Below are 20,403 nucleotides of genomic sequence, written 5' to 3' on the forward strand. Positions count from 1 at the left end.
TAAATCGGACGTACGTCGTACGTCATAGTAAGGGGCATGGTCGCCTCCCCCGACTACACCCTCCAACTCCGCTACGCCTGGCGTGTCTGCTCGGTGACCAGCCTCGGTCTGGTGCTGATCGGCATCGCGGGCAGCACGCTCAACGTCGCGCTCCCGGCCGTCGTCCGCCACTTCCACGCCACGCCGTTCGAGGCGAGCTGGATCCTGCTCTCCTTCCTCCTGGTCAACACCGCGAGCCTCGTCTTCTTCGGCCGCGTCGCCGACCTGCTCGGCAGGCGCGAGGTCTACCTGGCGGGCTTCGCGCTCTTCACCGTCGCCTCGCTGCTCGCCGGGATCTCGCCCGACGTCTGGTTCCTGGTCGCGATGCGCGTCGTGCAGGCGATCGGCTCGGCGATGATCCTGGCCAACGGGACCGTCATCATCACCGCGGCCTTTCCGCCGGACCGCCTCAGCCAGGGCATGGGCGTCTACATCGGCACCCTCTCCATCGCCCAGCTGGCGGGTCCGACGGTCGGCGGGCTGATCGCCGAGGCGGCGGGCTGGCAGTGGATCTTCTGGGTGAACGTGCCCGCGGGGATGATCGCGCTGGTCTGGGGCGCGTTCACGCTGCGCAAGGTGCCGAGGGGGCCGCGCGAGCCCGTCGACGCCCTCGGCAACCTGCTCATCTTCGCGGCGCTGACCGCCTTCCTGGTGGCCCTCTCGGAGATCGGCAACGGCGGCCCGGTGCTGATCGTCGGGGGCGCGGTCACCGCCGTGCTGGTGCCGCTGATCGTGCTGGTCGAACGGCGGGCCTCGCATCCCGTGCTCGACCTGCGGCTGTTCGGCGGACGCATGCTGGCCTGCGCCAACCTGTCGTCGTTCTGCAACGCGCTGGCCAGGGCCGCGCTGATCCTGGTGGTGGCGCTCTACTTCCAGGCCGCCCGTGGCGTCGACGCCTTCACCGCGGGGCTGAGCGTGCTGCCGGTGCCGGTCGGGATGGCGCTGGCCTCTCCCATCGCGGGCACGCTCGGGCGGCGCGTCTCGCCGTACGCGCTGTCGATCGGCGGCTCGCTCTTCAGCGCGTCGGGGCTGCTGATCCTCATGCTCACGGCCCGGCCCGGCACGCCGTACTGGATCATCGGGGTGGGGCTCTTCCTGGCCGGCTGCGGCAGCGGCACCTTCCTCACCGGCAACACCACCCAGGTGATGAGCGCCCTGCCCGCGGGGAGCCTGGGCGTGGTCAACGGGTTCCGGCTGATGGTCATGAACGTGGGCGTCGTGATCAGCGTGGGTCTGTCACTGAGCGTCCTGACCAGCGCCGTCTCCCCCGCCCTCCGCGCCCAGGTGTACGGCGGGACGCTGTCGAAGCTGTCGCCGGTGGCGGTGGAACAGCTCATGTCCGGCTTCCAGCGGACGTACGGCGTGCTGTTCGCGGTGGCGCTCCTGGGGGCCGTGCTGGCGGGGTTCGCCAGGCGGCGATCAGATCGAGACGGCTAGCTTGCCGAGGGTGCCGCCGGTGAAGTCGGCGATGGCCCGCGGCGCCTCCTCCAGCGGATAGACCTTGGCGACCGGGACCCGCAACCGGCCCGCCACCACCTCGTCGGCGAGCATCGCCAGCGTGGCGGGGTTCGGGTCGGCCATCACGGTGGTGACCTTGAGGTCGCGCTCCCCCGCGTCCTCGGGGGTGAAGTGCACGGTCGAGGCGAACCTGCCGCCCTTCGCGAGCAGCCCGGCCACGGCCGTACCGTCACCCGCGAGGTGCAGGGCCGCGGCCACGCCGCCGGGAGCGACGGCCCGCACGCCTGCCGTCAGGTCGGCGTGGTCCACGGCGTGCGCGGCGCCCAGCCCCGCCACGAACTCGGCCTCGGCGCCGGGCCGCGCGGTCGCGATCACCGTGGCGCCCCTGGCGGCGGCGAGCTGGATCGCGAGCGCGCCGACCCCGCCGGTCGCCCCCGAGATCAGCACGGTCTCCCCGGCCACGGGCGCGACCGCGTCGACGGCGTTCAGCGCCGCGGTGCCGGCCAGGCCCAGCACGCCGGCGCGGGCGTGGTCGAGCCCCTCGGGAAGCCGCGCGAGGCCGTACCCCTGCGGGACGGCGACGTACTCGGCGAAGCCGCCCTGCCCCAGGGTCGGGCGCATGACCACGCCGAACACGCCGTCACCGACGGCCACCTCGGTCACGCCCTCACCCACGGCGGCGACCACGCCCGCGAAGTCCTTGCCGATCACCACGGGGAACTCGTACTCGTAGACGCCCTGCAGAAAGCCGCCAAGGACACCGAGGTCGAAGCCGTTGACCGACGACGCCCGCACCTGGACGAGCACCTCACCCGGGCCCGGCTCCGGGGCCGGCAGCTCGGTGACCTCAGGAGCGGCTCCGAAAGCGGCGAATGCGACAGCACGCATATGCTTCTCCTTACTCATCGTGCGCTGGTTACTTCTTGTGCGCACGTCGAGTGTGGTTCACCATGGCGGGGTGAAGGAAGAAGGCACTTTGTCCCTCGTAACGAACACCGATGTGCCCGAGCCCATCGGCGCGGCCAGCCCGACCTGCCTGCTGCGCGACGTCCTCGACCGGGTCGGCGACAAGTGGAGCGTGCTGGTCATGGCGCTGCTCGGCGACGGGCCCCGGCGCTATTCGGAGCTGCAGCGCTCCATCGAGGGGATCTCCCAGCGGATGCTCACCCTGACCCTGCGCAGCCTGGAGCGCGACGGGCTGGTGCGGCGTACGGTGACCCCGACGTCGCCGCCCCGGGTCGACTACGCGCTGACGCCCGTGGGCGAGACGCTGTCGGTGGAGGTCAGCTCACTCATCCGGTGGGCGGAACGGCACCGGGAGTACGTGGCGACGTCGAGGCTCAGGTACGACGCCTAGCGGTAGACCCTCGGATCGGCGTCGAGGGGGCGGGTCAGCCGGACGGTGATGAACTCGTTGTCGTCAGGGCGGCCCGCCGTACGGCCGGCGGAGAAGGGGAAGTTGTTGTCGTTGAGCAGCCCGAGCGTGCGGTCGTCCAGAATGATCACATCCTCGATCGTCTGGAACGGGAACCTGAACGTGCCGTCGGGAGCGGCGAGGTCGAGCAGGTCGGCGACCAATGTCTTGTCGAGCGCGCCGTAGCCGTCCCTGTCACGGGTGTCGGCCAGGTAGACGCGCTTGGCCTTGGCGGCGTCGCCCTGCAGGTTGTCCCGCTCGATGATCAGGAACCGGTGCCTGTCGACCGCGATCGCGTCACCGATGGCGTGCGACGGGTCGTCGAGGCGGTAGGTCCACCGGCGCTCGGTGTAGGCGCGCTTGCGCAGATCGAACTCGAGCATCCGCAGCGTGCCCTGAGGGTCGCCGGTGACGGTCCCCTCGAGCAGCGGGTAGAGGCGGCGGCCGTCCACGGACCTCGCCATGCCCTCGAAGCCCTTGCTGCTGCGCAGGTTGGGCTGGGCGCCGCTCAGGTTCGGATTCTCCGGCGCCCTGACGCCGGGAAGCTCGATCGGCGCGTCGACGAGCTCGCCCCGCTCGTTGACGTGCAGGAGGAACGGCCCGAACTCGTCGCCGATCCAGTACGTGCCGTCCAGCGCGCGCACGATCGACTCGACGTCGAAGTCGGCGCCGGTCAGCTTACGGTCGGCCCTGGTGAGCGCGAACGGCACGAGGCCGCGCGGGTCGGACAGGTCGAAGCCGCCGAGCACCCGCACGGCCCTGGCACCGAAGTCGGGCTTGATCTGGTGCACGCGCAGCAGGAAGTCGGCGCTGTTGGCCTTGGCGCCGAAACCGTTGTCCGACAGGACGTCGAAGCTCCCGTCGCCACGGCGGGCGATGCCGCTGAATCCCTGCACCGGCTGGCCGGGGAAGGGCGGGGTGATGCCGTTGATCGGGGCGGTGCCCAGTTGTGCTCCTGACGCCTCGCTGCCGGGAACGAAGGTCCGGGCGGGCAGCGCGGCGAACCCGGTCAGCGTGGCCCTGCCGTACTCGCCGGGCCTGGGCTCGCGCTCGGCGCTCGCCGCGGGGGCGGCGAGCCCGAGGGCCAGCGCGCCCGCGCACATCATCATCGCGATACGTCTCATGGCGGGCACCCTAGAGAGGTCACATGACGGGATTCCGAACGGCGGGCGACGTCTCGCTATAACCCTCATTCCCCACCACTAATCCCAAAAATCCTCGCACAAGTGATCTATACTGGCTCAGATGCGACACGGGACCGGAGACCCGGAGCTCGACAGGCTCCTGGCACAGTTTCAGAAGGACGTCACGGAGATCGAGCGGCTTCGCGACCGGATCACCGAGGTTAGGGGCAGGGGCGAGGCGGCGCGGGGGCAGGTGGTCGCCGAGGTGTCGCCGACCGGGGCCCTGGTCGGCCTCACCATCGAGCCGCGCGCCATGCGGCTCGGCTCCGCGGAGCTGGCCGCGGCCATCCTCGAGGCCGCGGCCGACGCGGCCACGAACGCGGAGGCCGGGATCGGCGAGCTGGTCGAGCCGTTCATCGCCGGCACCGTGCTGGACGACGACCGTTGAGGATCAATCCGGGTCGCGCGAGCATCTTCGCCTTCGGCACGCTGGGCATGGCCGGCTTCGTCTTCCAGATGCTCGCGGTCGACTACCCCGAGGGCGATCCGGCGAAGGCCCGCGAGGCCCGCGACGTGTGGGCCAGGCTGGCCGAGCGGATCGAGCAGAGCCCGAACCGCACCTACCCCTCAGCCGAGGCGGTGTGGAAGCGCAACGAAGGCGACGGCGTGGCGGCCTTCAAGTCGGCGGTGACCGAGGGCCTGTACCCGCAGCCTCCGGTCATGGGCCACGCCGCCCAGCTCGCCAGGCGGTGCAGGCAGAACAGCGCGGCCTGCGAGGACTACGCCGAGGTCGTCGAGGCGGCCCAGCACGCCTACTGGACCCTGGCCCTCGCCAACTTCGCCAGCTTCGTCTTCATCTCCACCTTCCCCTGGCAGGCCGGCGTGGCCTCCGAGATCACCAAGATCCTCATGCGGAGGGAACAGGCCAAGCTCCTGGCGAAGCTGCTGGAGCACAACATCGCCCGCATCCTGATGAGCAAGCTGACCGAGTACTCGATCGGCAGCGCGTTCTTCGCGGTCGGCGACGTGTCCGTGGTGGCGGGGGTGAAAGCGTTGCGCGGCGACGACGTCGGCTCGGTCGAGGACAACGCGAAGCAGGCGCTGAAGGAGTTCGCCGCGTCGGTCGTCTTCTACGGCGTGTCCGACGCCGCCTCGCCCGCCATCAGCGCGTTGAGCAAGAACGCCGACGTGCAGGGCTTCCTCGGCCGGATGGCAGGCGGCTCGATCGGCTACGGCCCCGCCTACGACGCGATGAACGGCCAGACGGGCGAGGACCTCATCCCGACCTGGAAGGAGACCCTCGGCAGGGCGCTCCTCTACTTCACGATGGCCCACAAACCCCCGGGATGACGATGTCGAGCGAACCCATCGAGCCGCCGGAGCGGCCTGAGAGCATCACCGTCGGCCCCGAGGAGTCCCTCTGGCAGATCGCCGAGAAGCTCTTCGAGGACGGCTCCCGCTGGGAGCGGATCTACGAGGCCAATCGCGACGTCCTCGGCGACCCGCACGCCCTGCGTCAGGGGATGCGCCTGCGGCTGCCGATGGAGATCTACCCGGCGCACGTCCGGTCGGTCGCGGGCGCCTACGACCTCGAACGGAACGACCTGGCCACCTTCGTCGAGGACGCCATGGACGACCTGAACGCCATCGGCGACTTCTGGGGCGGCGGGAAGAACGGGACGACCTTCTTCAAGGGCGAGGGCGGCGGAACGGGCTACGAGGCCGTCTCCGGGCAGATCGCCAAGGGCGTCGACGCCCTCCTGGACGCCCATGACGAGATCTCGAAACGCCTGCGCAAGATGGCCGACCGGGTCCAGGTGACCGACTGGGACAACCTGATCACGATCCTGTCCGCCTTCCCCGACGACTAGGCGGACCAGATCGACTCCACCGTGGTGCGGGCCCACCAGCACGCGGCGGGCGCCCTCCTGATCCAGGAGACACACTCTAGGATCGGGCCATGCCCTTGACCGCGAACGACGTCGACCGGTTCGAGGGCTCCAGGTCGCGCCTGGAGGCCATCGCCTACCGCCTCCTCGGCTGCGCCGGGGAGGCCGAGGACGCCGTGCAGGAGACGTTCCTGCGCTGGCAGGCCGCCGACGTCGACCGCATCGAGGTCGCCGAGGCCTGGCTGACGAAGGTCCTCACCAACCTGTGCCTCAACCAGCTCACCTCCGCGCGGGCGCGCCGCGAGACCTATGTGGGCCAATGGCTTCCCGAGCCGCTGCTCGCCGGGGACCCGATGCTCGGCCCGGCCGAAACCGCCGAGCAGCGCGAATCGGTCTCGTACGCGGTCCTCACCCTCATGGAGCGCCTCTCCCCCAACGAGCGGGCGGTGTACGTGCTGCGGGAGGCCTTCGATTACCCGCACCGGGAGATCGCCGAGATCCTCGACATCACCGAGGCCGCCAGCCAGCAGATCTTCCACCGCGCCAAGAAGCACGTCGCGGACGGCAAGACCCGCACCGAGATCGACGAGGCCACCGCCCGGCGGATCGTCGAGGAGTTCCTGGCGGCCGCCACCAGCGGCCAGACCGAGCCGCTCGTGCGCCTGCTCACCGAGGACGCCATCTCGATCGGCGACGGCGGCGGGAAGGTCCCGGCCCGCGCCAAGGCGTTCGAGGGCGCCGCCGCGGTCGCGAAGTTCCTGTGGGGCCTGTTCAAACCCGGCGAGGCCAAGCGCGCCATGGTCGGCGGCGCGCCCGAGGTCTACGCCTGGACCGCCAACGGCGACCCCGCCGTCGTGGCCGTCGTGGACGGCCGGGTCGTCGGCGTCATGTGCCTGGAGGTCACCGCCGAGGGCATCGCCGCGTTCCGTAGCCAGGTCAACCCCGACAAGCTCGAACGCGCGACCGCGCGCTGGGCGACCACAGACCACGGGGAGCCCCTGTTCAACGCCTTCTGACCGCAATGTGAGGTGCTTCACATCGCGTTCCTGTCAGGAAACGGCGGGCCGCCCGGTTCAAGTCACGAACCCGCGCGAGACAGGAGCAAGGGAATGCAGCACCGGATCATCGTCCTCGGAGCCGGATACACCGGAGCCAGCGCCGCCGGCCGCCTCGCCAAGCGGCTCCGCCGCGAGGACGTCGCCATCACCCTCGTCAACGCCGCGCCCGACTTCGTCGAACGCGTCCGCATGCACCAGCTGGCGGCCGGCCAGGACCTCAAGCCCCGGCCGTTCAGCGAGATGTTCGCGGGCACCGGCGTCGAACTGCGGCTCGCGAAGGTCACCGGCGTCGACGTCGACCGCAAGACCGTCACCGTCGTCGACGCGAACGGCGCCGGCTTGATCGCGCCCGAGTCCGGCGCCGAAGAACTCGCCTACGACACACTCGTCTACGCCCTCGGCAGCGGTTGGAACGCCCAAGGTGTCCCCGGGACCGCCGAGCACGCCTATGAGATAGCCGGCCGTCCCGGAGCACTCCGGCTGCGCGAGCGCCTGGCCCGCCTCGACGCCGGGCAGACCGTGGTCGTCGTCGGCGGCGGCCTCACCGGCCTGGAGGCCGCGACCGAGATCGCCGAGGCCCGCCCTGACCTCGACGTCGCCCTCGCCGCCCGCGGCGGCCTCGGCGACTGGCTCTCGCCCAAGGGCCGCGAGCACCTGCGGAAGGTCTTCGGCAAGCTCGGGATCACCGTGCACGAACACGCCGCCGTCACCCGCGTTGAAGCCGATCGCGTCGCCACCGCCGACGGCAGGGCCATCCCGGCCGCGGTCACCGTGTGGACCACCGGCTTCGCGGTCCACCCGATCGCGAAGGCGACCGCCCTGGAGGTCACCGGCACCGGCCAGATCGTGGTCGACGGGACCATGCGCTCGGTCTCGCACCCGGACGTGTACGCCGTCGGCGACGCGGCCATGGTGATGGGCCCCGGGGACAAGCCGCTACGGATGTCGTGCGCCTCGGGAACCCCGGCAGCGTGGCAGGCCGCCGACGCGATAGCGGCGCGCCTGACCGGCGGGAAGCTCCCGAACGTGCCGATCCGCTACTTCAACCAGTGCGTCTCACTGGGCCGCAAGGAGGGCTTGATCCAGTACGTCACCGCCGACGACCGCGCCGTGCAGGCGGTCCTGACCGGACGGCCCGCCGCCGTCTACAAGGAGCTGGTCTGCAAGGGCGCCGCCTGGGGCGTCTCCAACCCGACGCTCGGGCTGCCGACCCGGCGCCGCCGCGTCACGCGGGAGCGGGCCGCGGCGGGCTCGGCCGTCAAGGCGCCGGCGTAGAGCACGAAGCGAAGCTGCCGGTCTGCGCGGCGACGATCGCCGGGTGGAGGTCCTCGGCCGGGGCTCCCAAGCGTCGACGTCGACGGTGACCTGGTCGCCCGAGCGGAGGTCCTGATCAACGCTCAGCACGTGGGCCGAACTCCCCGGCCAAGAAGTTGCTCGTCACTTGAGATCTTTCGCGTTCACCTCAGGGCGGACTGGGCGGCGAAGGCGGTGAGGTTCTCGCGGGCCCACTGCTCGAACGTGCGGGGCGGGGTGCCGAGCAGGGTCATCGTGGTGTCGTCGATGGGAGCGGGCCCCGCCGTCGAGTCCGCCCACAGGTCGAGCAGCGCCGTGACGGCGGCAGGCGGCAGGTAGGCCGCCAGCTGCTCCTCCGCCTCGGCCCTGGTGATCGTCTCGACGACCACCTCGCGGCCCAGCAGCCCGCCGATGATGCCCAGCTGCTCGCGGAAGGTGAGCGACTCGCCCCCGCTCAGCGTGTACGTCCCACCGGCCAGCCAGTGCCCGGTGAGCGCCGCGTAGGCCAGGTCGGCGAGGTCGTCCCCGTGGACGGCGGCGACGTGCGCGTCGGGATAGGCCAGCTGGACGGGCTGCCCCCGCCCGATGGCGTGACTCCACGCGAGCGCGTTGCCGGCGAAGGCGCCGGGACGCAGGACCGTCACGGTCAGCCCCGACTCCTCCAGCGCGCGCTCGACGAGCAGATGGGTTCTGGCCAGCGGATGGCTCTCCGCGTCGGGCGCCAGCACGGCCGACGACGACATCAGCACGACATGCTCCACCCCCTCGGCCTCGGCGGTGCGCACGAACTCGCGCACGCCGTCCGGCTCGGCATAGAGGAAGACCTGGCTGACCCCGCGCAGGGCGGGCGCGAAGGTCTCGGGCTTGGAGAGCACGAGCTCGACGACCTCCGGCCCGTCGGGCCGGCTGCTGGCGGCGCGCAGGGCGTGCCCGCCGCTCTGGAGCCGATCGCGTACGGCGGAGCCGACCTGACCCCTGGAACCGGTGATGAGAACGGTCACAGCTTCTCTTCCTTTCGATTCATGGTGAGACTGAATATGCATGCTGCCATGCACATATGTGTGCGTCAACATACATGTTAGAGTGGCAGGGTGACATCAAGCGAGAACGACGCGCTGCTCGACGCCGTCGGGCCCGCCTTCTCCAAGCTGCGCCGCGGCGTGCTGATGGAGGTCGAGAACCCGGTCTCCGCCAAGGACATGTCGAGGTCCCTGGTCCTCGCGATCGTGCAGGAGGGCGAGCGGGAGATGACCGTCGGCGCGGTCGCCGAACGGCTCGGCGTCGACCCCTCGGTGGGCAGCCGCATGGTCTCCGACTGCATCTCCGCGGGTTATCTGTCCCGCGCCGCCTCCCAGCAGGACGGCAGGCGAACCGTTCTGCACCTCACGTCCGAGGGCGAGGCGATGATGACGCGCTTCCGCAGGCTGCAACGGGAGGCGTTCGAGTACATCACCGCGGACTGGAGCGAGAGGGAGCGGTTGGAGTTCGCCAGGCTGATGCTCAAGTACGTCGACGCCGTCGCCGGCCTCCGCCATCGCGGGCCGGCTTCCTAGAGCGGCGACCGGAACCCTGCGGCCCGCCGCCGCGGCTCCCTCTTCGTCGTCAAGACCTTGATCGACAGCACTACACTCAGGGCAACTTGATCTCCTGGCCTGGCGTCGGGTGCCGCGGGGCCGTCCGCTACGACAAGGTGCTGAATCGTGGTTACGCGCGAAGAGATGGTCCAAGCATTCGGCGACGAGGGCCTGCTACTGATGGACGTCGAGCAGGCCCGCGAGAAGGGTCTCTCGAACGAGGACACGCGGATCCTGTCCCAGGTCGGCTTGCCAGTACGCGCCGACCAGGTGTTCACCACCTTCCTCACCGACGATCCTCGGGCGGGTTCTCTGGCGGTGTTCCAGACGGGCAGCGGGGAGGTCGACGTCGACCTGATCGCGGAGGTCCTGGCCGACACCCGACTGGAGGTGTCGGCCCCCGAGAACGAGGGCATCGCCTTCCTGCTCCGCCCGAGCTCGAATGACATTTCTGGGCCCCTTCGGTGTCCGGCCGCAGCTCCCTGTCCCAAGGCGCTCGGTTTCAAGCAGTCGCCGGGGCGAAACGACGGGTTCGCGGGGCCGAAGGTCCCGCCTCCAGGAGGACGGCCGAGCGGAGCGAGGGCCACATAGGGGTCGGGCGCAGGCCCGACTGGAAGGAACGCCCGGCCCCACCCGCCCGAAGGGCGCCAGCACGAAGCGCGAACCGAGAGGCCCTTTTCGCGCGAGCCCAGAGGACCTTGCCGCGTGGGATTCCGCTAAAGGCTGTTGTGCAGGCGGGATTCGACGTCGCGGTACCTGGCCACCGGGATCAGGTGCACCCCGTCGAAAGCGCCCGAGTCGCGGATCCGGAGCACCTGCTCGCAAGCCGCCTCCACCCCCGCCATCCGGTCCCCGCCGAGCCGTTCCACCAGTTCCGACGGGATGTCGATGTCCGGGATGGCGGCGGCCAGGCGATGGGCGTGCGGCTGGCTGGCCAGGACCATCACACCCGCGTACACCGGCACGTCCACCGGATTCTCCTCGCGCCACCGCAGCAGCGCGTCCAGGGAGAAGCTCACCTGGACGAAGAGGAAGTCGGCCGCCCGCTTCCACGCGGGAAGCGGCCGCAGCCCCGCCGCCGCGCCCACCCGGAACGACGGGGAGAACTCGCGCGCCACGTCGATCATCGAGCGCACGGTCAGGTCGCTGGTCCTGTTGCCGACCGTCGGCTTGTCGCCGTACACGAAGAGGAACTGGTCGACGCCGTAGGCGGCGGCGGTCAGCAGGTCGCGGCGCAGGCCCAGCAGGTTGCGGTCACGGGAGTTGAGGCAGGCGATGCTGCGCCCGCCCATCGCCTGGACCTCGTGCGCGACGGCGACGCTGGAGACGGTCGCTCGGCCGATGTGGTTGTCGGGGATGAGGAAGGAGTGGGCGAGTTTCCCCAGGGTGCCGATCTGGTGCCGGACGTGTGTCAGGTCGGGCTTGGTGGGCGGTTCGATCTCACAGACCACCTGGAACGTCATAGAGGGCACCTTATCGACGGACGGCGAGCGAGGTGATCCCGCCGAGGACGAGATCGACGCCGAAGCTGTCGTAGAACTCCTCGCTGCCGCCCTCGACCATGGGCCCGGCCATGGCCACCAGGTGCGTCTTCTCGCTGCGCCGTACGGCTCAGGCCGCGATGGCCGGGGCGTCGAACTGAGTGCTGTGCAGCTCGGCGTACCGTCCGCCCTCGGCGAGCAGGGTGGCGTGTGTGCCCTGCTCCACCACACGGCCGTCCTCGACGACCAGGATGAGGTCGGCCGCGCGGATGGTGGAGAGCCGGTGCGCGATCACGATCGCGGTCCTGCCGTCCAGGGCCTCGCCGAGCGCCTCCTGCACGGCCGCCTCCGAGGTGGAGTCGAGGTGCGCGGTCGCCTCGTCGAGGATGACCACTCTGGGCCTGGCCAGCAGCAGGCGCGCGATGGTGAGCCGCTGGCGCTCGCCGCCCGACAGCCGGTAGCCGCGCTCGCCGACGACCGTGTCCAGCCCGTCCGGCAGTGACTCGATGAGCGCGGCGAGGCGGGCCCTGCGCAGCGCGTCCCAGATCTCCTCCTCCGTGGCCTCGGGACGGGCCAGCAGCAGGTTGGCCCTGATCGAGTCGTGGAAGAGGTGACCGTCCTGGGTGACCATGCCGAGCGTCTCCCTGATGGAGCCGGCGGTCAGGTCCCTGACGTCCACCCCGCCCAGCCGTACGGCTCCCTCGTCCACGTCGTAGAGGCGCGGCAGCAGCTGGGCGATCGTGGACTTGCCCGCCCCCGAGGAGCCGACGAGGGCGATCATCTGGCCGGGCTCGGCGCGGAAGGAGATGCCCTTCAGCACCTCGACGCCGCCACGGGAGTCGAGCGTGGCGACCTCCTCCAGCGAGGCGAGCGACACCTTGTCGGCCGACGGGTAGGCGAAGCGCACCTGGTCGAACTCCACGCTCGTGGGCTCGTCCGGCAGGGTCCGGGCGTCGGGCTTCTCCTGGATGAGCGGCTTGAGGTCGAGCACCTCGAAGACCCGCTCGAAGCTGACCAGCGCGCTCATCACGTCCACCCTGGCGCTGGCCAGGGCCGTCAGCGGGGAGTACAGGCGGGTCAGCAGCAGGGCCAGCGCGACGACCGAGCCCGGGTCGAGCTCGCCGCGCAGGGCGTAGAAGCCGCCCAGGCCGTACACCAGGGCGAGGGCGAGGGCCGAGACCAGGGTCAGCGCGGTGACGAACAGCGACTGGGTCACGGCGGTGCGGACGCCGATGTCGCGGACCCGGCGAGCCCTGGTGGCGAACTCGGCGGACTCGTGCGCGGGACGGCCGAACAGCTTGACCAGCGTCGCTCCAGGGGCGGAGAAGCGCTCGGTCATCTGGGTGCCCATGGCGGCGTTGTGGTCGGCCGCCTCACGCCGCAGCCTGGCGATGCGACTGCCCATGCGCCGGGCGGGGAGCACGAAGACCGGCAGCAGGAGCAGCGCGAGCAGGGTGATCTGCCATGAGATGCCGATCATCACGATGAGGGTCAGCACGAGCGTGACGAGGTTGCCCGCGACGCTCGAGACGACGTCGGTGAAGGCCCGCTGGGCGCCGATGACGTCGTTGTTCAGGCGGGAGACCAGGGCGCCGGTCCGGGTGCGGGTGAAGAAGGCGATCGGCATCCGCTGCACGTGGTCGAAGACGGCCGTGCGCAGGTCGAGGATGAGGCCCTCGCCGATGCTGGACGACAGGTAGCGGGTGAGCAGGCCGAGTCCCGCCTCGGCCAGCGCGAGCCCCGCGATCAGTCCGGCCAGGCCGAGCACCACGTCGAAGGGCTGGGCCTTGACGATCGCGTCCACGACCCGGCCCGCCAGGACGGGAGCCGCCACGGCCAGCGCCGCCATCACGAGGCTCAGGGCGAGAAACCTGATCAGCCTGCCCCGGTGCGGGCGGGCGAAGGCGGTGATCCGCCTGAGAGTGGCCGCCGAGAAGGGGCGACGCTCCTGCCTGGCGTTCATCGCACCGTAGAGCTGGTTCCAGGCGGTGACTTCCATGTCCATGGGGATGACCATAAAAGCTCAAGTCAACTTCAGGTCAAGCGGCGGCCCGTGACCGACGACAGGTCACGGGCCGGGGTTGGGGAGGAAGGTCTAGGAGCCGATCTTCTTGCCGCGCGTGTGCCAGGCCACCGCCACCGAGGGCCTGGGCTGCGAGGAGCCGCCGTCGGGCCAGTGGCTGGCGGGGGTCTCGGGCGAGGCGCCGTCGACCTCACCCGGGTGCTGCACGGCGACGAAGACGCTGCGCTGGTCCTCGGTCACCATCGGGCCGCAGGTCTCCGCGCCGACGGGCACGGTGAGGAACTGGCGGACGTAGCCACGCTCCCTGCCCCGTACCGGCATGACGAACAGGCCGTCGTTGGTCTTGAGCGCGTTGCCGTCCGTGGAGATCCACAGGTTGCCGTCGCGGTCGAAGGCCAGGTTGTCGGGGCACGAGATCGGCGACACCTTGGTCTTGTCGAACCCGGCGAAGTACGTCGCGGGGTCGTTCGGGTCGCCGCAGACCAGCGGGATCGACCAGGCGAAGGTCGTCGCGGCCGCGTCGTCACGGCGCTCGATGATCTCCAGGACGTGACCGTGCTTGTTCGAGGGCCGCGGGTTGGCCTCGTCCACCTGGGCCGCGGTCCGGTTGGAGTTGTTGGTGAGCGCGACGTAGACGCCCTTGGTGACGGGGTTGCGCTCGATGTCCTCGGGCCTGTCCATCTTGGTCGCGCCGACCTTGTCGGCCGCGACGCGGGTGAACACCAGCACTTCGGCGGCGCTCATGCCGTCCACGAAGCTCTTCGAGCCGTTCACCAGCGGGATCCACTCGCCGGAACCGTCGAAGGCCTGGTCCGAGGGCAGCTTGCCGGAGCCGTCGATCTCCGCCGCGGGGCTGTCGCCGGTGAACTTGGCGACGTAGAGGGTGCCCTCGTCCAGGAGCGTGTGGTTGTGCCGGTCGTGTCCGGGGATGTAGCGCTTGTCGGAGACGAACTTGTAGACGTACTCGAAGCGCGAGTCGTCGCCCATGTAGACCGCCAGACGGCCGTCCCTGGTCAGCGTGGTGGTGGCGGCCTCGTGCTTGAAGCGGCCGAGCGCGGTGCGCTTGATCGGGGTGGAGTCGGGGTCGAACGGGTCGATCTCCACGATCCAGCCGAAGCGGTTGGCCTCGTTCGGGTGCTTGGCCAGGTCGAAGCGCTCCTCGACGCGGTCGAAGCGGCGGCTGCCGGCGGAGACGCCGGTGGGGAGGGTGTACCTGACGACGTTCGGGTTGGTCTTGTCGCCGTTGACGAAGTACTGGTCGAAGTTCTCCTCGGCGGTCAGCACGGTCCCCCACGGGGTGGCGCCGCCTCCGCAGTTGTTGAGCATGCCGATCGGGTTCTCGCCCTTGGCGTCGGCGGCCGTCTTGAGCAGGTCGCTGCCCGTCGCCGGACCGCTGAAGCGCATCGGCGTCTGCGCCGTGATGCGCCGGTTGTAGCGGCGGCGTCCGCTGGTGACGAGCTTCCACTCGCCGCTGCCCTTGACCCGCTCGATCTCGACCACCGAGCCGCCGTGCGCGGCTAGACCGATCCTGATCTGCTCCTCCGTGGCGGTCGCGCCACCCGAGTAGCCGCGGAACATGAGGTTCTCGTCGGAGTACTCGTGGTTCACCCACAGCAGGGCGCGGTCGCGGCCCATGGGGAAGAGGGTCACGTAGTCGCAGTTGTAGCCGAACTGCTTGCTCTGCGCCTCCGCCGTCTGCTTGTCGAAGTCGAAGGCGGGCGCGTCGGGCAGCACGGGGTCGCCCCAGCCCACCACGACGGAGGAGGAGTAGCCCTCGGGGATCGTCAGCGCGTCACTGGTGTTCGGTGCCACGGACTTGAAGGCCAGACCACTGCGGCCGTACCCGTGGCCGCCGTGCTCTCCGAGGGACTCGGCGCCCGGGTCGGCGAAGGCCGGTACGGCCCCGGCCACGCCCGTGCCCACGACGAGCGCGCCGAGCGCACCGGCGCGCAGCATGCCGCGACGCGACATCGCCTGCGCGACGACGTCGCCGAAGTAGGTGTTGTCACTGGTGTTCGCCACGTCGTGCGCACACGCGTTGCCGCAGCGGAATTGGCAGGTAAGAGCGCTTCGACCACTCTTGTGCGGAGTCGAGAGCAACGGCAGCAGCCTGCGCGGATTCGACACAGGTCCTCCAGATTCATACGCGATAGTTCCGCCGGGACGTTACGGCGGTCGCCGGAACCGGAGGTGAACGAAGACCACCCGTCCGATGAACCCTTGCCGGGAGGACAATAGGGGGATGCCGCCACGCAGACTGGACCAGGACAAGCTCAGATCGGCTCTCGACGCCCAGCTGGTCGCGCTGGACCAGCCGCCGTTCGACGGCCCCGCGTCCGCGCTGGCCGGGGCGTGTGTCGCCGCCGTGCTGACCGCCTACGACCGCGGGCTGAAGCCCGAGCGGGAGGCGGGGCGCTTCGCCGTACGGCATCTGCTGGAGGCGCTAGCCGAGAAGGCGCCCGGGCGCACGGTCGAGGTGCGCGTGCCGCCGTACGCCGCCGTGCAGTGCGTCGAGGGGCCCAGGCACACGCGGGGGACCCCGCCGAACGTCATCGAGACCGATCCCCGCACCTGGCTGGAGCTGGCCGTGGGACGGCTGACGTGGTCGGAGGCCATGGCGAAAGGCTCCGTCCACGCGAGCGGCGCCCGTGCCGACCTGTCAGGTCATCTGCCCGTCTAGTTGGGCGTCGCGTTCATCCACGGGATCTTGCTCTCCACGCATTGCTCGCTCAGCCTGGGCGGCAGGCCCGAGCACTCCGCGAAGTAGTTGGAGATCCAGATGGCCGCGCCGACGGCCAGGATCAGCGTGAGCGCGCTGAGCGCGACGCCGGTCCATGCCCGGCCCTTGCTGGCGCCCTTGGAGACGGCGACCAGGCCGAGCACCAGGCCGACGATCGCGGTGAGCACGCCGGTGAAGCACACGAACAGCAGGAACAGGCTCGCGATGCCGAGCACCAGCGAGGCGGTCGCCAGCCCGCTGCCGGCCTGGGCCGGCCGCCACTCGGCGCCGCCCGGGTACGGCTGGGGGCCGCCGGGTGGCGGCGTGTAGACGGCTCCGCCCGCGGGCGGCCCGTAGGGCGAGGGGACGTCGTGGCTCGGCTGCCCGCCTGGCCCGCCCGCGGCGGCATAGGCTCCGCCGTGCTCCCCTGCGCGCAGCTCGCCGCTCGGGCCGCCGTAGGGGCCGCCCTGCGGACCGCCTTGCGGACCGCTCGGCGCACCACCCTGTGGACCACCACCCTGCGGACCACTCGGTGGGCCGCCGTACGGACCAATCGGTGGGCCGCCGTACGGGCTGCCGCCTGGCTGGGAACCGCCGTACGGCCCGCCCGCCTGGGGTCCGCCGTAGGCGCTGTCCGACTGCGCGCCGCCATAGGCGCCGCCGCCCTGCTCACCGCCGTACGGGGTGGAGCCGCCGCCCGGGGCCCCGCCGTACGGGCTGGAGGGTGAGACGCCGGGGACCGAGGGGTCGGGCGGCTCGTACCGGGAAGGGGTGGGCGGAATCGTCGGCGTGTCATCACCGCGCTCCTCCTCCGCCGTCCAGCCGGGGTAGGAGGGCGTCGAGCCTGGCACGGTGTAGGACGGCTGCTCGCCGGCGTCGGGGCGGCGCCACTGGCTGAAGACCTGCGTGCTCTCGACGTCCTCGCCGCTCTCCTCCTGACCGCTCTCTGGGCGCTGCTCCCCAGGAGCCTCGAAGGCGCGCGTCCCTCCTGGGGAGGGCGGCTGCCGGGCGGCGTGGAGGCCCTGAGGATCGACCTCGACGGTGCCGCCGTCCCTGGGCGGGAAGGCGGTCTCCTGGGTCTCGTCGGTGGCGCTCTGCCACTCCCTCGCGCTCCACTGGTCCTCACCCTGGCTCGGCGGCGGAACCTCGGGCGCGGACGGCAGGTCGGGGTGGTCGGGCTCGGGCACGATCGACGGCTCAGGGCGGCCGGGTTCGGGAACCCACGAGGGCTCGGGCCCGCCGGGCGGTTCCGGGCCGCTGGGCGGCTCGGGTCCCGTCGGCGGCTCAGGCCCCGTGGGCGGCTCGGGAACGACGGGGGGCTCGGGCGTGATCGGCGGCTCGGGCGTGAAGGGCGGTTCCGGAGACCCCGGAGGTTCCGGATGCCCCGGCGGCTCGGGAGCGATCGGCTCCCCCCCGGGGGAGGTCTCCGCCTCGTCGGGCCAGGGCGCGGCCTCCGGCTCGGACGAGGTGTGCTCGGTTCTGGGCTCGTTCGGATCGGGCGAGGGCTCGCCGCCCCGCGGATCCTGCCCGGCCCTGGGCTGGTTCGGGTCACCAGGTGTGGTCACGGTCTACGTCTCCCCCGACGTGTCGGCATGCCGGAACCACCACACTCCCCTGGACCACCCCGTCGAAACGGTCCGACACGGCAAAACCCCGGCGATCCTTGGGTCACAGTGCAACAAAACACCCAAGGTGTCGCCGCAATCAGTGAGAGTGGGCCGGAGGCCACCGAACCCCTTGTCCAGAAGGCATCGGACAGCCTCGACGAGGCTCATTCGAGATCGCCACATCCCCGGACGATCTAGTCATATCGCGTGATCTGGCCCCCGGGTGTGCGAGCAGATAAGCGGCCGACCTAAACTGAAGCACGTGCTGAAGGGCGACGGCCGACTCGGCCATGACCTGGACCCCAACGACCGTGCACCGAAGGACGCCTGCGGCGTCTTCGGGGTCTGGGCGCCAGGCGAGGAAGTCTCCAAACTCACCTACTACGGGCTGTACGCGTTGCAACACCGTGGCCAGGAGTCCGCGGGCATCGCAGTCAGCGAGGGCAGCCGCATCCTCGTCTACAAGGACATGGGCCTGGTGGCCCAGGTCTTCGACGAGTCGGTGCTCGGCACGCTCCGCGGGCATCTCGCGATCGGCCACTGCCGCTACTCCACGACCGGTTCGAGCGTGTGGGAGAACGCACAGCCCACGCTGAGCTCGACCGAGGTGGGAGGCCTGGCGCTCGCCCACAACGGCAACCTGATCAACACCCCCGAGCTGGCCGAGCGCCTGGCGCCGGGGGCCACGAGGGCGACCACCGACACCGAGGTGCTGACCAGCCTGCTGGCCCAGGACCGCACGCGCTCCATCGAGGACGCCGCGGCGGAGCTGCTGCCGCAGGTGAAGGGCGCCTACTCGCTGGTCTTCATGGACGAGAAGACGCTCTACGCCGCCCGTGACCCACAGGGCATCCGCCCGCTGGTGCTCGGCCGCCTCGAGCGCGGCTGGGTCGTCGCCTCGGAGACCGCCGCCCTCGACATCGTGGGCGCCACCTTCGTGCGCGAGGTCGAGCCCGGCGAGCTGCTGACGATCGACGAAGGCGGCGTGCGCTCGCGCAGGTTCGCCCTCGCCGACCCGAAGGGCTGCCTGTTCGAGTACGTCTACCTCGCCAGGCCCGACACCACCATCGCGGGCCGTGGCGTCCAGACGACCAGGGTCGAGGTGGGCCGCGTGCTGGCCCGCGAGCACCCCGTCGAGGCCGACCTGGTCATCCCGACCCCCGAGTCCGGCACACCCGCCGCCGTCGGCTACGCCGAGGAATCCGGCATCCCGTACGGCCAGGGCCTGGTCAAGAACTCCTACGTGGGCCGCACCTTCATCCAGCCCTCGCAGACCATCCGCCAGCTCGGCATCCGCCTGAAGCTCAACCCGCTCAAGGAGGTCGTCGCGGGCAAGCGCCTGGTCGTCGTGGACGACTCGATCGTCCGCGGCAACACCCAGCGCGCGATCGTCCGCATGCTGCGCGAGGCGGGCGCGAGCGAGGTGCACGTGCGCATCTCCTCTCCCCCTGTCGCGTGGCCGTGCTTCTACGGCATCGACTTCGCCACCCGCGCCGAGCTCATCGCGGGCTCGCTCAGCGTCGAGGAGATCCGCCAGTCGCTCGGCGCCGACTCGCTCGGCTACATCTCGCTCGAGGGCCTCACCAAGGCGACCACGATCCCGGCCGAGCGCCTGTGCAGGGCGTGCTTCGACGGCTCCTACCCCATCGCGATCGACCAGGACAACGTGGGCAAGTACGTACTGGAGAGTTCTCCCAAGTGACTACCTATGAGGCAGCGGGCGTCGACATCGAGGCGGGCGAGCGTGCCGTCGAGCTGATGAAGGACAAGGTCGCGCGCTCGCGGCGGCCCGAGGTGGTCGACGACGCCAGCGGCTTCGCCGGCCTCTTCGACGCCTCCGCCCTGCTGCGCTACCAGCGCCCGCTGCTGGCGACCTCCACCGACGGCGTCGGCACCAAGGTCATGATCGCCCAGCGGTACGGCAAGCACGACACCATCGGCATCGACCTGGTCGGCATGGTCCTCGACGACCTGGTGGTGTGCGGCGCCGAGCCGCTGTTCATGACCGACTACATCGCCTGCGGCAAGGTCGTGCCCGAGCGCATCGCCGAGATCGTCGGCGGCGTGGCCGAGGGCTGCCGCCTGGCCGGCGCGGCCCTGGTCGGCGGCGAGACCGCCGAGCACCCGGGTGCGATGGGCGCCGACGAGTACGACCTGGCGGGCGCGGGCACCGGCGTCGTCGAGGCCGCCGCCATGCTCGGCCCCTCCCGGGTCGCCGAGGGCGACGTGGTGCTGGGCCTCGCCTCCTCCGGCATCCACTCCAACGGCTACTCGCTCGTACGGCACGTCCTGCGCGAGGCCGGCCTCTCCCTCGACGCCACCCTGCCCGAGCTCAGGCGGCCGCTCGGCGAGGAGCTGCTCGAGCCGACGCGGATCTACTCCCTCGACTGCCTCGAGCTGGCCCGCACGCTGGAGGTCCACGCGTACGCCCACATCACGGGCGGCGGGCTGGAGGCGAACCTGTCGCGTTCGCTGCCCTCCCACCTCGACGCGCTGCTCGACCGTTCCTCGTGGACGCCGCCGGCCATCTTCGGGGTGCTGGCGGGGCACGGCGGCATCGAGCAGGAGGCGATGGACCGCACGTTCAACCTGGGTGTCGGCATGGCCGCAGTCGTGCCCGCCGACGTGGCCGACGCGGCGATCAAGCTGCTGGCCGGGCGGGGGCTGGAGACGTGGGTGCTGGGCGAGATCGTCCCGGGCACCGGCCAGGCGCGGTACCGCTGA

19 protein-coding genes are annotated in these 20,403 nt (G+C 71.0%); 12 read left to right on the top strand and 7 right to left on the bottom strand.

Translation table 11 applies throughout. The features are described 5' to 3' along the window. Positions 1 to 36 precede the first annotated feature (36 nt). Positions 37 to 1,476, top strand: coding sequence for an MFS transporter (locus H4W81_RS32685; protein WP_192778331.1), 1,440 nt, complete (start codon positions 37 to 39; stop codon positions 1,474 to 1,476). On the opposite strand, the gene H4W81_RS32690 is transcribed toward H4W81_RS32685, so the two are convergent. Continuing rightward, positions 1,459 to 2,385 carry an NADP-dependent oxidoreductase gene (locus tag H4W81_RS32690; protein ID WP_225958903.1) on the bottom strand — a complete coding sequence of 309 codons (927 nt, stop codon included), beginning with the start codon at positions 2,383 to 2,385 and terminating at the stop codon, positions 1,459 to 1,461. The genes H4W81_RS32685 and H4W81_RS32690 overlap by 18 nt on opposite strands. A gap of 88 nt (positions 2,386 to 2,473) precedes the next feature. Here H4W81_RS32690 and H4W81_RS32695 point away from each other — a divergent pair, with 88 nt between their 5' ends. Beyond that, positions 2,474 to 2,854, top strand: a complete 381-nt coding sequence (locus tag H4W81_RS32695) for a winged helix-turn-helix transcriptional regulator (RefSeq protein ID WP_225958904.1) — start codon at positions 2,474 to 2,476, stop codon at positions 2,852 to 2,854. On the opposite strand, the gene H4W81_RS32700 is transcribed toward H4W81_RS32695, so the two are convergent. Further along, complete coding sequence (locus H4W81_RS32700) at positions 2,851 to 4,035, bottom strand: esterase-like activity of phytase family protein (RefSeq protein ID WP_225958905.1); 1,185 nt, start codon at positions 4,033 to 4,035, stop codon at positions 2,851 to 2,853. The genes H4W81_RS32695 and H4W81_RS32700 overlap by 4 nt on opposite strands. 121 nt (positions 4,036 to 4,156) lie before the next feature. Between H4W81_RS32700 and H4W81_RS32705 the strand changes: the two genes are divergently transcribed. The 5 genes from H4W81_RS32705 (at position 4,157) to H4W81_RS32725 (ending at position 8,257) form a co-directional block, all read left to right on the top strand. Further along, entirely contained in the window at positions 4,157 to 4,483 is a 327-nt protein-coding gene (locus H4W81_RS32705; RefSeq protein WP_192778333.1) for a YbaB/EbfC family nucleoid-associated protein, read from the top strand. Beyond that, complete coding sequence (locus H4W81_RS32710; protein ID WP_192778334.1) at positions 4,480 to 5,385, top strand: WXG100-like domain-containing protein; 906 nt, start codon at positions 4,480 to 4,482, stop codon at positions 5,383 to 5,385. The genes H4W81_RS32705 and H4W81_RS32710 overlap by 4 nt, the downstream gene beginning before the upstream one ends. A gap of 2 nt (positions 5,386 to 5,387) precedes the next feature. Further along, positions 5,388 to 5,906: a LysM peptidoglycan-binding domain-containing protein gene (locus H4W81_RS32715; protein WP_192778335.1), complete on the top strand. Its 519-nt coding sequence runs from the start codon at positions 5,388 to 5,390 to the stop codon at positions 5,904 to 5,906. An 89-nt stretch (positions 5,907 to 5,995) separates the two neighbouring features. Next, positions 5,996 to 6,940 carry an RNA polymerase sigma-70 factor gene (locus H4W81_RS32720; RefSeq protein WP_192778336.1) on the top strand — a complete coding sequence of 315 codons (945 nt, stop codon included), beginning with the start codon at positions 5,996 to 5,998 and terminating at the stop codon, positions 6,938 to 6,940. 93 nt (positions 6,941 to 7,033) lie between these two features. Next, entirely contained in the window at positions 7,034 to 8,257 is a 1,224-nt protein-coding gene (locus H4W81_RS32725) for an NAD(P)/FAD-dependent oxidoreductase (RefSeq protein WP_192778337.1), read from the top strand. Between the two features lie 182 nt (positions 8,258 to 8,439). Here the strand turns inward: H4W81_RS32725 and H4W81_RS32730 are convergent, their stop codons facing one another. After that, positions 8,440 to 9,276, bottom strand: coding sequence for an SDR family oxidoreductase (locus H4W81_RS32730; RefSeq protein WP_192778338.1), 837 nt, complete (start codon positions 9,274 to 9,276; stop codon positions 8,440 to 8,442). 90 nt (positions 9,277 to 9,366) lie between these two features. On the opposite strand from H4W81_RS32730, the gene H4W81_RS32735 reads away from it, so the two are divergent. Both H4W81_RS32735 and H4W81_RS32740 read left to right on the top strand, forming a co-directional pair. Beyond that, on the top strand, positions 9,367 to 9,828 hold the full coding sequence (locus H4W81_RS32735) for a MarR family winged helix-turn-helix transcriptional regulator (protein WP_318782110.1): 462 nt from the start codon (positions 9,367 to 9,369) through the stop codon (positions 9,826 to 9,828). A gap of 147 nt (positions 9,829 to 9,975) precedes the next feature. Then, on the top strand, positions 9,976 to 10,440 hold the full coding sequence (locus H4W81_RS32740) for a hypothetical protein (RefSeq protein WP_192778339.1): 465 nt from the start codon (positions 9,976 to 9,978) through the stop codon (positions 10,438 to 10,440). Between the two features lie 125 nt (positions 10,441 to 10,565). On the opposite strand, the gene H4W81_RS32745 is transcribed toward H4W81_RS32740, so the two are convergent. The 3 genes from H4W81_RS32745 to H4W81_RS32755 all read right to left on the bottom strand — a co-directional run bounded on the left by H4W81_RS32745 (position 10,566) and on the right by H4W81_RS32755 (position 15,375). Further along, positions 10,566 to 11,312 (bottom strand): methylenetetrahydrofolate reductase, encoded by a 747-nt coding sequence (locus tag H4W81_RS32745; protein ID WP_192778340.1) that lies wholly within the window; start codon positions 11,310 to 11,312, stop codon positions 10,566 to 10,568. A gap of 148 nt (positions 11,313 to 11,460) precedes the next feature. Further along, positions 11,461 to 13,335: an ABC transporter ATP-binding protein gene (locus H4W81_RS32750; RefSeq protein WP_192778341.1), complete on the bottom strand. Its 1,875-nt coding sequence runs from the start codon at positions 13,333 to 13,335 to the stop codon at positions 11,461 to 11,463. A gap of 90 nt (positions 13,336 to 13,425) precedes the next feature. Beyond that, positions 13,426 to 15,375 (bottom strand): PhoX family protein, encoded by a 1,950-nt coding sequence (locus tag H4W81_RS32755; protein WP_318782112.1) that lies wholly within the window; start codon positions 15,373 to 15,375, stop codon positions 13,426 to 13,428. Positions 15,376 to 15,595: 220 nt separating this feature from the next. On the opposite strand from H4W81_RS32755, the gene H4W81_RS32760 reads away from it, so the two are divergent. Beyond that, entirely contained in the window at positions 15,596 to 16,033 is a 438-nt protein-coding gene (locus tag H4W81_RS32760) for a sterol carrier family protein (RefSeq protein ID WP_192778343.1), read from the top strand. On the opposite strand, the gene H4W81_RS32765 is transcribed toward H4W81_RS32760, so the two are convergent. Next, positions 16,030 to 17,637, bottom strand: a complete 1,608-nt coding sequence (locus H4W81_RS32765; RefSeq protein WP_192778344.1) for a hypothetical protein — start codon at positions 17,635 to 17,637, stop codon at positions 16,030 to 16,032. The genes H4W81_RS32760 and H4W81_RS32765 overlap by 4 nt on opposite strands. A gap of 304 nt (positions 17,638 to 17,941) precedes the next feature. Between H4W81_RS32765 and purF the strand changes: the two genes are divergently transcribed. Both purF and purM read left to right on the top strand, forming a co-directional pair. Then, a complete protein-coding gene (purF, locus tag H4W81_RS32770; protein ID WP_192778345.1) occupies positions 17,942 to 19,381 on the top strand; it encodes an amidophosphoribosyltransferase in 1,440 nt (479 codons plus the stop codon). Then, on the top strand, positions 19,378 to 20,403 hold the full coding sequence (gene purM / locus H4W81_RS32775; protein WP_192778346.1) for a phosphoribosylformylglycinamidine cyclo-ligase: 1,026 nt from the start codon (positions 19,378 to 19,380) through the stop codon (positions 20,401 to 20,403). Before purF ends, purM begins: the two co-directional genes overlap by 4 nt.

The organism is Nonomuraea africana, from assembly GCF_014873535.1.
GTDB classification, from domain to species: Bacteria; Actinomycetota; Actinomycetes; order Streptosporangiales; family Streptosporangiaceae; genus Nonomuraea; species Nonomuraea africana.